6 protein-coding genes and 1 pseudogene are annotated in these 12,831 nt (G+C 58.0%); 5 read left to right on the forward strand and 2 right to left on the reverse strand.

What is annotated here, in order from left to right; all coding sequences use genetic code 11:
- The first annotated feature begins 588 nt into the window (after window positions 1-588).
- The 3 genes and pseudogenes from ABJ99_RS21330 to ABJ99_RS21340 all read left to right on the forward strand — a co-directional run bounded on the left by ABJ99_RS21330 (window position 589) and on the right by ABJ99_RS21340 (window position 3,828).
- Window positions 589-1,082, forward strand: a pseudogene (locus ABJ99_RS21330) (CesT family type III secretion system chaperone).
- Window positions 1,079-3,361 carry a hypothetical protein gene (locus ABJ99_RS21335; RefSeq protein ID WP_054087493.1) on the forward strand — a complete coding sequence of 761 codons (2,283 nt, stop codon included), beginning with the start codon at window positions 1,079-1,081 and terminating at the stop codon, window positions 3,359-3,361. The pseudogene ABJ99_RS21330 and the gene ABJ99_RS21335 overlap by 4 nt, the downstream one beginning before the upstream one ends.
- A gap of 77 nt (window positions 3,362-3,438) precedes the next feature.
- The gene (locus ABJ99_RS21340) at window positions 3,439-3,828 is read left to right on the forward strand and encodes a type III secretion system chaperone (RefSeq protein ID WP_054087494.1); all 390 of its coding nucleotides are present in this window, start codon (window positions 3,439-3,441) and stop codon (window positions 3,826-3,828) included.
- Between the two features lie 48 nt (window positions 3,829-3,876).
- On the opposite strand, the gene ABJ99_RS21345 is transcribed toward ABJ99_RS21340, so the two are convergent.
- Complete coding sequence (locus ABJ99_RS21345; RefSeq protein WP_310886751.1) at window positions 3,877-8,850, reverse strand: AvrE-family type 3 secretion system effector; 4,974 nt, start codon at window positions 8,848-8,850, stop codon at window positions 3,877-3,879.
- Entirely contained in the window at window positions 8,741-9,079 is a 339-nt protein-coding gene (locus tag ABJ99_RS29650; RefSeq protein ID WP_310886752.1) for a hypothetical protein, read from the reverse strand. The genes ABJ99_RS21345 and ABJ99_RS29650 overlap by 110 nt, the downstream gene beginning before the upstream one ends.
- 134 nt (window positions 9,080-9,213) lie before the next feature.
- Here ABJ99_RS29650 and ABJ99_RS21350 point away from each other — a divergent pair, with 134 nt between their 5' ends.
- Together ABJ99_RS21350 and ABJ99_RS21355 are read left to right on the forward strand one after the other, a co-directional pair.
- Window positions 9,214-10,761 (forward strand): lytic transglycosylase domain-containing protein, encoded by a 1,548-nt coding sequence (locus ABJ99_RS21350; protein ID WP_054087496.1) that lies wholly within the window; start codon window positions 9,214-9,216, stop codon window positions 10,759-10,761.
- Window positions 10,762-11,841: 1,080 nt separating this feature from the next.
- Entirely contained in the window at window positions 11,842-12,786 is a 945-nt protein-coding gene (locus tag ABJ99_RS21355) for a sigma 54-interacting transcriptional regulator (protein WP_080378251.1), read from the forward strand.
- The last annotated feature ends 45 nt before the right edge of the window (window positions 12,787-12,831 follow it).

Genomic DNA, 12,831 nt, shown 5'->3' on the forward strand with positions numbered 1-12,831 from the left:
ATTTGTATCAAGGACATGATCAGCGCGCTGAACAACTTGACGAGGTTGGACTGGCTATCGCCGGTCTGGCTAGAATTCTGCAGATTCGGGGCAGTGTTTTCCGGTGTTCCGAAGCGGACATCCTGTTGCTTGTCGCTACCGAACAGCAGGGCTTCAGCGTCCACGGCCTGGTTGTTCTGTCCTGCCAGTGTGTCTGTCTGAGGGCTTTTGCCGCTCAACGCCGAAAAGTCCAGCTGGGTTGACGCGGGTTGGTAACTTGTGGAGTTGATACCGATACTCATGGTGGCTTTACCTCGATGGGATGGACATATGAACCAGCGTCGTACTCCGGATTTTCCAGCGTCGATCGCCGCGTCCTTGTCGGGTTCTATAGGTCGATGAGGACTTTGTCTTGCCGTTGCTCGAAGTGAGTGGCATCGCGCGGCTGTAGGTTCCCGTTTTCGACGGGGTTGCAGGGTGATTTTTCAATACGCTCGCTGGATCTGTCCGCCGCCTGCAAGGAACCAAAATGCCATTGCCTCCGACTCAGTGCGAACACACCGGCGGAAAAAACAGGTGTGGTGCCCTATCGGATCGAGAGGCCGTGAAATGACCAACAAAGACCAGTACCAGAAACTCATCAATGAAATCTGCGCGCTCAGCCTGATCTCCAAGCCTGAGCGTTTCTACGAATCTGCCAATTTCAACATCAGCGAAGTGGACTTCACGCTTCAGTTTCGAGACCGCGATGAAGGCAGCGCGGTGCTGATTTACGGTGACATGGGCGCGTTGCCCTCGCGTGGTCGTGACAGCGCGCTGCTGGCGTGATGGACATCAACTTCCATATGTTTTCGGGCGCCCACAGCCCCGTGTTTTCATGGAATGCTCAGACCGGTCGAGTGTTGTTGATGGGCTCGGTAGGCCTGGAGCGAGCGTCGGCCGAAGGCGTGCTGCTGTTGATGAAGTCGTTCGCGGACCTGGCGAAAGAGTGGCGTGAGCACGGGTTCATGGGGTCCGCCGGAACGACAGCCTCCCCGACGGCTCAGCCGGTAACGCCAACAGGCAAACGCGACAGCCTTTCAGCGCCCGGGAGGTTCCAATGAACAACTCGCGAATCGGTGGACCAGGCAGTGTCGAGATCACTCAGATTCACCAGCAGCCCGTTGCCACGCCTGGCCCGACCGCTCACCCGAATGCGGTGACGCCAGGTATGCACCCGCCGCTGACGCTCACGCAGTCACAGTCAGGAACGCACGCAGCCGAAAGCTCCGCCGCCGGCGCGGCGCGCCTCAAAATAGCGGCACGCCACGCGGAACTGTTAGAGGTGTTTCAGAGTGAGCGGGCGACAGCGCCGGGCAGCGGAGCGTCGATGATCAGCCCGCATGCTGCTTTACTGATTGGTGGCCTGCTGGAATCCGAAAAGCTGCCGTTTGAAGTTGCCGCAGAACGGTTGTCTCCCGAGCGCTATCAATTGAAACAGTTCCAGGACTCTGGCCTGCAGCAAAAGCTGAACCTGTTCGTGCACCCCGGTCACGCGCCCGCTAAAGCCGAAGTCGCGCAACTGATCAAAGGCTTTGCCACGTCAGTCGCCGATCAGCTGGAGCACTTTCAGCTCATGCATGACGCTGCGTCCGCTCCGCAAGGCCCGCATGCCGCCGAAGATCGCGCTGCCCTCGCTGCCAGCCAAACGGCTCTGGGTGAATATGCCGGTCGTGCCAGCAAGTCAATCGGGGAGGGGCTGAGCAACAGCGTCGCGACGCTGGGTAAGCACATCGTTGGGCTGGACAGAATGCTGCAAGATGCCGAAGGGGATGATAAAGAGGCTTTGCACGCGAACCGGCAGGCACTGGTTGACGCCCAAGCCACGCTGGTTGATCTGCATGCCGATTTCAGCAAATCGCCTGAGGCCAAACGCCTCAATTCTGTTGCTGCCCATGCCCGACTGGACAACGCTGTCAGTGATCTGGTCACTGCGCGTAACACCGTGGCTGGCTGGAAGGGGGCAGGGCCGATTGTTGCGGCGGCGGTTCCACAGTTTCTTTCCTCGATGACGCATCTGGGCTACGTGCGGTTGTCCACTGCTGATGGAATACGCAATAAGGTGCCGGATGCCAGCAGCGACGCGAACATGCTCAGGGCATTGGTTACGGGGATGGTGGCAGGCGTTGCCCACGAGACCGTCAACAGCGTGGTGAAACCGGTGTTTCAGGCCGCTTTGCAAAAGACTGGCCTCAACGACCGCCTGAACATGGTGCCGATGAAGGCTATTGATACCAACTCGGTCATTCCTGACCCCTTTGAGCTCAAAAATCAGAACGGTGAGCTGGTCAGGAAAACGCCCGAGGAAGCGACTGAGGACAAAGCGTCCGTCGAAACCCAGCGAGCGATCTTGAATCAGATGAAGGTTCAGGGCTCGTCCACTCACCCTGTGGGCGAAATGATGGCGTACAGTGCCTTTGGTGGTTCTCAGGCAGTGCGCCAGATGCTCAACGATATTCACCAGCTCAATGGCCAGACGCTGAGTGCCCGAGCGCTCGCGTCCGGGTTTGGTGGCGCGGTCTCTGCCAGTTCGCAAACGATCCTGCAATTGAAGTCCACCTACGTTGACCCGCAGGGGCGCAAGATTCCGGTCTTTACGCCGGACCGAGTCGAAGCCGATCTGGGCAAGGATCTGGCGAAAGGCATGAACCTGCTAGATCCGTCGGTGCGTGCTACGTTTTACAGCAAGGCGATATCGGGTGTGCAGAGCTCTGCACTGACCTCAGCCCTGCCGCCAGTGACAACCCTGCCGAAGGGGGCAAGCGGCACGCTCAGTGCGGGGACGATCGTGCGCAACATGACCCTGGCGGCAACCGGGTCGATTTCCTATCTTTCGACCCTGTATGCCAACCAGTCGGTGGCGGGTGAGGCCAAGGCCTTGAAAGAGGCTGGTCAGGGCGGGGCGACGCCGATGCTCGAGCGCACCGAAACGGCGATGAAAAACATCATCGATCCAGGCCGGGCTTCGCTGCCGCACACGTTCCAGCCGACGACGTTAGGAGGTTTTCCGAGGAAGCTGGAAAACGCCTACCATTCGGCCAGAGGTGTACTGCAAGTAGCCTCGCAGTTTGGCGTGGACATCGCGCGCGCAGCAGACGGGCGGGCCGCTGACGGCGTGTCGTCACTGCGCAATTCGCTGAAACCGGCAAAGCCGCCTGAAACACAAAGTCGTCCAGAAGCGAGTCAGCAGGCAAGCGAGCCGTCGCCAGCCCGCGAGCCCGTTGACGCGGCATACGTTGCGTTGCAAACGCCACGATCCGGCACCGTCCCACTGGACGACGCTCAATTGAGCGCGCTGGAAGAGGGTAAGTTGAACCCTGAAGATCTGTCTGTTTCCCGTTGACCCCACCGCCGGACACAGGCCGCAGCGGCCTGTTGTCCGGCCATTCCGACCGTTTTATTTTTTAAAGGACTATAACGATGCAAACCTCGCGACCTGACTTCTCGCGCTTCATCAATGCATTGGGTGCCCAACTGGGGACTTCGCTGACCTTGCAGAACGGTGTGTGCGCCCTTTACGACGCTCAGGACAACGAAGCCGCAGTCATCGAGTTGCCCGAACACAGCGAGATGGTGGTCTTTCACTGTCGTGTCGGGCGTTGCCCCGAACGCGCAGCCGATCTGCAGCGCTTGCTGAGCCTTAACTTCGACGTCGCCCGCTTGCATGGCTGCTGGTTTGCGGTCGATCAGGGCGATGTACGCCTGTGTGCGCAACGCGAGCTGGTGTCGCTGGATGAGCCATCATTCTGTGACGTTACACGTGGGTTTATTGTTCAAGCCCAGGAAGCCCGCACATTTCTGCACGCTTGAGGATAAAAAAAGCGCCGCTCATGGCGGCGCTTCAAAAGCCTTGCGTTATCAGCTTTTCAGTTCGAACCCTTCCTGCTTCAATTTTTCAGCCGCGTCCTTCAGTGAAGCCGAGGGCCGCGACAGCTCGCCGTCGAAGGTGTAACCAATCGGTTTGTCCTGGTCTGCACCATAAATGAAGTTGATGCGCCCTAACGTTTTGGTCACGCTGAGGTTGGCACCGCTGTTATAGCTGACCAGCGGTGTCGGCGACGTGAAGTTTTCTGCCTGGGTCGCGGTGTGGAATACCACCAGCCGCTTGATCCGCATATTGTTGCGATCCTCCAGCAGGGTGGACAGGTCTTTCTGCGTCATGGTGCCGTCCAGACTGCCCTCGTCGATGGCGTCGATCATGGCATCCTTGGGCTCCAGACGCACTCGGGCGAGCGTGCCTTCACTGCCTTCCAGTTCCTTGACCATGGCCCTGAGCTTGGGGTCATTACGCATGAATTCGGCGACCCGCTCGGCATTGCCTGGCGCAGTGGCGACCCGTACCGAGTCCATGATTTTGGTCATGACGCTTTTCTGGCTGAGACCGGAGAGATTGGTTTTACTGGTCTCGAAACGTGCGTCATTCAGCACACTGTGTTTGTTGACCGCCGCTTTGTGCTCGATCGTCGCCCGTTTCAGGCCGCGCAACGCCTTGTACTGTTTGTCGTTTTGCGACGATGTGTCTTTGAACAGCTCATTAAGCCCGTCGAGCTGAGCCTGAATGACCTCGGTCGGGCTCTTGCCGGCATAGCGTGCGTTGAGAGGGTCGGCCAGTTCCGCCAGTCTGGTTTTCGTGGTGTTGTCCTTGAAGGCTTCGCCCAGGCTTTTGGACAGCTTGGTCAAACTTTCAGTGGTCAGGGGTTTGGCCACATTGAAGCGAAACTTAACCCTTTTTACAGTCTTTGCTTCGATTGTCGCCGTCCCGGCGATGCCCATGTTGTTGGCAGCGGACTGACTGGCCGGTGCCGTGGCGGGCGTAGGAGTCGCGCCCGGCGTGGTAGTCGGGTTGACGTGGCTGGCGCTGATCTGCGCACGTGCCTGCCCGCCGAACGTCAGGCTATTGAACCAGCGCGGCCGGTTCTTGCCGCCCTCACGCAGTTCAGTCTTGTCGTTTTTCTGGGTCAATGAATAGTCGGTGTATGACATCAGGTTGGCGGTGACATTTGCTGCAATGCCCAGGCGCGCAATGGCGGAGAACGGCGAGCTGCCGCTTTCGGACAGGTTGAAACCGACGCGCGCATCGGGGCCACCGCCGAGCGTGATATCGGCGTTGAACCGGCGCGCCTCGTAACTCTCGTGGTCAACCGCTTTTTTCAACATTTCCAACGGGCTCAATTTGCCTTCGAACAGGTTGTCGACAAACCCGTCGATGTCTTCGTCCGGGATGTTGAATACCACTCCGGCACGTTTGCTCGCGGCGATGGTGCCTGTCAGGTCTCCGCCAAGGCGCAGATTGGGCGTCATCTTGCGGTCGTTACCGATATCGACACTTCGGGCCGGATTGTTTTCGTCGAAAAAGCCCGGCCAGAAGTCGTGCCCGGCACCCACGCCCGCACTGATTGTACCCGCAGCCTCGCTTATCAGGTACAGCGTGATAGCGCCTTCAGCGCGCTCCGCGTTGAGAATGTAATTGCGGTTACCCGTGGCACCCGCAGATGGAAACGGTCCCGCCCCCAGGTCGGAGAGGACGTTGAGCGGGCTGGTGAGGTTGAGGCCGTAGCTGCGTTGCAAGCCGATTTCGTCGTCACCGTGTTCGAGTTGTTTAAGCATGCTTTTGAACCTGGAAGCGAGTTCTGTCTGGTCCTTGCTACCGGTGGCGGCGCGCATGTTGACGCTGACCGCATGATCAGGCTTCTTGAATGATTTCAAGAAAGAGTTGACCGCTTCATAACCGCTTTCCAGCCCGGCGTTGTCGGTAAAACCCATGTCCGTGACCTGCTTGACCGGATTCTCGCCGTAGGTTCTTTCACGCAGTATTGTCAGTTTGTTCTTAAACGTAGTGAGGTCGCGTTGCCGCGGTCGTTCTTCGATCTTGTCCAGCAGATCGCCCAGCTCTTTCAGTGTCACCAGGTCCAGTGCCAGACGCGCTTTGCTCAGTCCATGATCTTCACGTGCGTCGCGGCGTTGCCCCAACGGGATCTCGATTTTCGGATGCGTGAGTTTCAGCCCGCTGCGCTTGAGTGTGCTCAGCAGTTTTCCAGTCGGGTTGTCCGCTGAGGGGCTGACCTGGGTGAGGGCGTCTTGCAGTTCTTTGATCATATCGTGCCCGGAGCTTTTGAAGTTGAGCACAGAGCCCAGTTCTGTAAGCTTCTTGCCCAATTCCCTGCGTGTTGACGGTTTGGCCAGTTCGCCATGCTGGTTGAGCAGACCGTCCGTCTGCCTGAGGTTTTTCACGCTACCGTAGCTTTGACCAATGGCCATCAGCGCGGTGTAGCTATGATTTTCCAGCTCATCGCGAAAGGCTTCCAGGTCCTTGACCAATGTCGCACCCTGGGGCCCCAGATCCAGCCCGGCGATACGCGCTTTCAAATCCTTTCCCGGAGCCGGTGGTTCTCCTCCGGTTTCATGAATCAGTTCCAGTTGCTTGAACAGCCTCGACTCGCTTTCATACACCTCTTTCAACCCCAGCCGGCCGCGGAAGCTGTGTTGAATATGGTTGCCGATGTTCTTGATCCAGCGCGGCGGTTCTGCGGTATTTTTGTAAATGTTGGCCCGAATGTATTCGCTGGTGCTGGGACGATTGCGTTTTTCCACGCCGCCCGCCCCGAGGACATTGATGTCTGTCTTGACCGTCAGCCCGGTGCCGGGAATACGCCAGGTCTTGTTGGAGCGCTTGATGCGGGAATGCACGTCGTTCAAGCCGTTCTCTTCCACAGGACGCTGCTTGAACGCTTGCCACTTGCCGTCCTTGAGCTGCATCAAGCCTTGTTCGGGCGCGTCCTCGATCTGCGCGCTCAATCGGTTGTCATCGTTGCTGAACAGCGCTTTGACCGGTTGCCCCTGCGGCGTGGCCACCGGCGTCCACTTGCCTTCGAGCAGCGCCCCGAGCTTGTTTGCTTGCCAGGCGGTTTTGGGCAGACAGAAAAGCCCGCCGGTGCTGGTCCGCGCATAAAGGTTATGCTTTTCGTCCAGCGAGAGTTCCTTGATATCGCCTTCCAGCCCCGGGAAATCCATTGGCACGGGCGGGTGGTCCTTTTTATGGACGGTCAGGAGGTTCTTGTCATCGAGGGCGACGAAGCGCGTGTCGCTGACCATGGCGAAGGCGGTGATTACCCGGTCCTCCAGCCCTTCGATTTCTTTGCCCATCTCGACTTTGGTCGAGCGTGCCGTCTGCGCCAGCGCGGTATTGTGGTCGAAGGCCTGATTGGGATGTTCGGGGGTGACGGTGAGCCTGAGCAGCTTGCCGCCTTTGAGCACATAGGCGTTGCTGTCTGCGCCGCGTTGCAGGCGGTCGATGTCTTTTATCCCGGCGTCTTTCCAGCATTGCGGGGTAGCGTCCCAGCGCTGGATGCGCCCACCGCTCATGCCCACCAGCCCTGCGCGATCGAGGTTGAGGCGGTTGGCGGGCTCTGGCGCTGTCGGCATGTTCAGGCCACGCGTGTTATCCAGTACCAGCGCGTTGGTCAGGTTCCAGCCGCTTTCCAGTTTCGATGCCTGCTCGTCGAGCGCGTGCGAGTGGATCTCGCCCTGACGGTTTTTGATCAGCGCATGCACTCGGCCATCATCCCCGTTGATAAACCCGGTGACGCTGTTATGGCCGCCCATCGCTTGACCTGCCAAGGTGTAATGGGTCCGCTCGGGCATCAGGCGCAACGTCGGTTCATTTTTTTCGAAGGCATTGCGGTCGGCGCTGTAAAGTCTGCCCTGATTGTCGGCAACAAACAGCTTGTTGGCACTCAGCCCGATGGCCACGGCTTGCGCAAGGCCGTGATCGAGCTCCAGGGTTTTGGTCTTTTTCGGCGTCAGGCTGCCGATCACCGGGCTCATGTCAGTCAACAGAACCGCCTGAGTCTCCTTGCCGCTGAGCAACGCCGCGGTATTGTCTGGTGCCACCGAGAATGCAGCGAGCTCTTTGACCTCGACATGCGGCATGAACGGGCTGGAGAGGTCGACGAGCACGTCATCGCTTTTTGCGTAAACCGAGCCATTACCGCCAGTTGCCAGGTTGTTGAAGGCAATTTTTTCCGTATGTTCCGGCGCTTTCCAGCGGGCGCTTGTCGGGTCGAACTGGTACAGCCGGTCTTCGTGTATGCGCAGACGATCGCCGCTGGTGGTCTGGTGTACATCGGTGACATGGGCGAGATGTGCCTTGCCAGGCAATTCGAGGCTTTTGCGCCCGCCAGGGGCGTCAATGTGGATGTGGTCGCCGGTACGTTGCATGTCCACGGCCGGTGGTTTGTTTGCTTCTACCGCGAGGGTTGCCGTGCTGCTACGAATCAACGCCAGCGAGCTGTCGTCCTGCTCCAGGTGCAGCAAATGCCCATTGGATTGCAACAGTTGGTGTCCCTGTACGCCTTGCTGACTCTGGCAGGCCAGGTAGGTTTGTCCTGATTTAGTGAGAATGTCGCTCAGCAGCGGTGCCATGCCGGGCGTGTCGAAGGTGGAGAAGTCGGGCTTGCCATCAGCACCCAATTGAATAGTGCCTTGGGGTGGCGCGTTGCGCACCAGTTGCTCGTCCTTGAATTCGAAACGACCTCCATCGCTACGTTGCAGGCGAGGTCCCTGAGGTGAGGACGGTTCAATCGGGTCATCCGCTTTGGTCCCGGAACTGCTTGCCTCATCTGGCCTGGTGGCCCGCAATGACTTACTTATGTCATCGGTGCCTCGATGACTGCTGCCGGGCAGGCGAGAGTCGTGCACAGTGTTTTTATTTTTTGCTGCTCGCTCATTCGACGTGGGCGGTGCGGTTCTGGTGTTTCTGGCTGGCGGAGGGGTGGCAGGCGCCTGACGAGGCGCTTTGGCTTTCTGAAACAGCTTGCCGGCTTTTTTCAGCATCCGTTTTCCGACACTTCCCAGCGAGTGCGAGGCGCGCTGGGTAGGCTGTTCGGTTCGCTGCTGAAGGTTGGAGGGGGTACGAATGTCCGCTGTTGCTGGCGGCTGGCTTACGTTTCCGGTATTCCGGTTGGCCGTCGATACCTGCACGTTGAATCTCCTTGTCCTTTGCTGCCAAAGCGATGGCGATGTGAATCCTGAAAAATCCTTCATCAACTGCGTGTCGCGACATGACTGGCGGTTCCACAGAAATGCAATCGGCTGAAATGTTTCAGCAAAAAGGTTTTAGCGTTGATATTGACTGCATTGGGAACCGGAATGGCGAGCGCGCCACGTAGGGTGGACACGCACAGGACATTCCCGCCAATGCCAGCCGCTCCTTCTCACAGTTCCAGCCCTCGCTTGCTGGCTCGCTCGGTTCAAATCGCCGTGCTGGCTTTGGGCTCGCTGTGTGTGGGCTGTCAGTCAGTCGACTACTACCAGGCGCGTTATGACCGCGCGCCGCGCCTGGTCGCAGGGTTGGTGCATGGCGCGCCTGATGCGCAAGCCGATGCAGGCCTGCCGGCAATTTCCGACATGCCCGCTTACAACGGCGAGGACGTCTGGCAACGGCTCGCTGAGCGTTGCCGATTGCTCGACGGGCAGGGCGTCAATGAGCGGATAATCCGTCAGCGTGACTGGTTGCTGAGTAATCGGGGATTTGTGAGCGGTGCCAGCGCTCGCGCCGGCCCTTATCTGCACTTCATTGTCGAGCGTCTGGATGAGCGCAGGATGCCAATGGAGCTGGCGCTGTTGCCGATGATCGAAAGTTCTTACAACCCCATGGCCAACTCACCGGCCGCGGCGGCCGGCCTGTGGCAGTTCATTCCTTCTACCGGGCGGCAATTCAACCTGTCCCAGAGCGCCACCTACGACGCGCGTCGGGACGTGGTGGCCTCCAGCAATGCGGCGATGGATTACCTGACCCGCCTGCATGCGCAATTCGATAATGACTGGCTGCTGGCGCTCGCGGCCTATAACGCCGGCGAGGGCACCGTCGGGCGGGCGATCGAAGCCAACCGACGACGCGGCCTGCCGGTTGATTACTGGCACCTGAACTTGCCGAAGGAAACCCAGGATTACGTACCGCGTCTGCTCGCGCTGTCGCTGTTGGTACGCAACCCTGGCGCCTACGGTGTAAAGCTCACCCCGGTCGCCAACGCGCCGTATTTCGATGTGGTTCAGCTTAACCATTCGGTGGACCTCACCCAGCTCGCCGCTACTACAGGTGTCGATGAAGCCCAACTGGTGCGACTCAACCCGGCGTTCCTGCGGAAAAAAACGCCGGATGGCCCCGGGCGTTTGCTGATCCCCAAGGCCCACAAGCAGATTCTGACAGCGGGTATCGAGCGAATTACAGGGGAGGCGCCTGCCACAATCGCCCTGCCTCAAAGCGCTGGAAAACGAGCAGTCGAGCGCTTGCCGTCGCCTGCGCCCGCTCAGGTGGCCGAACGTCAGCCATCGCCCATGCGTGTTCAGGTGGCTGAACGTCAGCCCATGCCTGAACCCGTGGCGGTGGTCATAAAAGAACCTGTGCCCAAGCCCCCGCAAGCCGAGCAAGCCGTGCAGCCCGCACAAGCTGCCGAGCAGCCGCCTTCGCCCAAGCCGACGGAGCCCGTGCAGATTGCCGAGCAGACACCACCGCCCAAGCCTGTGGAGCCTGAACAGGTCGCGGATCATCCGGCGCTTCCCCAAGCCACCTCGCTGGCATCGCAAACCGACAACGATCAGGTACCGACCTTGATACGGAAAGGACGGCTGCTGGATGACCGTTCGTCGCCACGCAAGCGTGAGGAATACGAAAACCGTAATGGACCGCGCGAGCTGCCCAGCGGCCCGAGGATCGTGGTTTATGCGAGTGGCACACGCCAATAACCTCCGTTTTTGACAATTTTCTCACTGAAAATCGCCTGAAAAATGCTCCTTTTTAGTGCTTTTGCCTTTCTGGAGCTCATTGGGCGGGGACAAGCAGGTATATGATTTCTACTCTTTTTTCATATTTTGGATCGCAAAATGGCAGGTCGCCACCACCCATTTTATTGTCCTGAGTCATTGCATGTCTGAACTTTGTAAAAATTTGTAAGGAGAACCTTACACATAGTTAGAAACACTCTCAGTGATGACGGGGTATCAGTGAGGTTTATAGCGCGCCAAGGGGCGTAGAGCGGCAATCCGTGATTGCCGGATTGTCCGACAGTTAAGCGTTTAAGCAGAGTAACGATTTGCATAGCAAGCGGGCAGCAGGCTGCAAAAGTTGACCACGTGTTCGGTTTGCCGAATGGGTGCGTGGCGACTGGCAGCCTCGGAGGGCTTCGAAAAATCAGGGGGTTCGCTGTCCACTCAGTCGGGTGTGAGAGCCGCCGTTCGGAAACCCGAATGGCATTCAAAAACTATCCAAACGATGGGTGGCCGTTTTTCATAACTGCCATTACCACTGTCGATACTGCGCTGTTTATTTAAGTTTAATAGTTCATTGAGTTGTGCTGCCAGTTAGTTGGATTTCAACCGTGTTATTCAAAAAGCCGGTGGTTGAGTCAGATGATTAAAGTATTGGTTTTCTCTATTGTCTTAATAGTTTTTTCTGTACGGAGTTCAATAACTATTGAACGACAGTCTGTTTTTAAATTTTGGTTTCCAAGGTTACAGATTTGAGTCTTTTTTGTGTTGCTCGTGGTCCAGAACGGGGCGCGACGCCCCAGGGGCTGGCCAGCAGGCGCCGAGGGCCCGGGGGCTGTGCCTGCAACGCTATGATTATCTTATGGAAATATAGATATTTAGAGCGTCATCTTAATGCGCTGAGCTATACCGAGTGTACAGTCGGGTACGTTTACCAAGTGATAATAGTTCTCATGTTAGTGGTTTTTTTCTTCTGCGTCGGGGAACTAAATTGCTATATGTCTGCCTTGTAAGACGTGGTATTAATATCTCGCTTTCCACCCGCCATGAGAGTGATCGATGAGCACAGACATAGATAAGGACGTTCGAACGTGTTGGGACGTAACTGCATTATCGGCTGGTCATCAAATCGCAATGAACAGCGCATTTCTGGATATGGATTTGCTGCTTTGCGGGGAAACCGGCACCGGCAAGGACACCCTGGCCAACCGGGTTCACCAGCTGTCCAGCAGGTCAGGACCCTTTGTAGGCATGAACTGTGCGGCCATCCCCGAGTCGCTGGCAGAGAGCCAGCTGTTCGGTGTGGTCAACGGTGCATTCACGGGAGTATGTCGTGCTCGCGAGGGCTACATCGAGGCTTCCAAAGGCGGCACGCTTTATCTGGATGAAATCGACAGCATGCCGTTGAGTCTTCAGGCCAAGCTCTTGCGCGTGCTGGAAAGCCGTGGCGTCGAGCGGCTCGGCTCGACAGAGTTCATACCGCTGGATCTGAGGGTGATTGCATCAGCCCAACGTCCGCTGGATGAACTGGTGGAACAAGGACTTTTTCGTCGTGACCTGTTTTTCAGGCTCAACGTGCTGACGCTTCAGCTGCCAGCCTTGCGCAAACGTCGCGAACAGATCCTGCCATTGTTCGACCAGTTCACCCAGGAAATCGCCGCTGAATTCGGCCGCGCCGCCCCCACGCTCGACAACGAGCGTGTGCAGATCCTGCTCAGCCATGACTGGCCGGGGAACGTGCGTGAATTGAAATCTGCGGCCAAGCGGTTCGTGCTCGGGTTCCCGCTGCTGGATGTCGAACCGGCCGAAGCGCGCGACCCGGTGACCGGGCTGCGCATGCAAATGCGCGTGATCGAAAAAATGCTCATCCAGGGTGCCTTGAAGCGGCATCGACACAATTTCGACGCCGTGCTTCAGGAGCTTGAAATGCCCCGGCGAACGCTTTACCACCGCATGAAGGAACTGGGGGTTGCGGCGCATATCGACGCAGCACCCGGAGTCTGAAGCGCTGCCGTGCTTACGCAACGCTGATGTCATTGGAGTCCCGAC

Origin of the sequence: Pseudomonas syringae pv. cilantro (genome assembly GCF_001293775.1) — a bacterium.
Taxonomy (GTDB): Bacteria; Pseudomonadota; Gammaproteobacteria; order Pseudomonadales; family Pseudomonadaceae; genus Aquipseudomonas; species Aquipseudomonas syringae_P.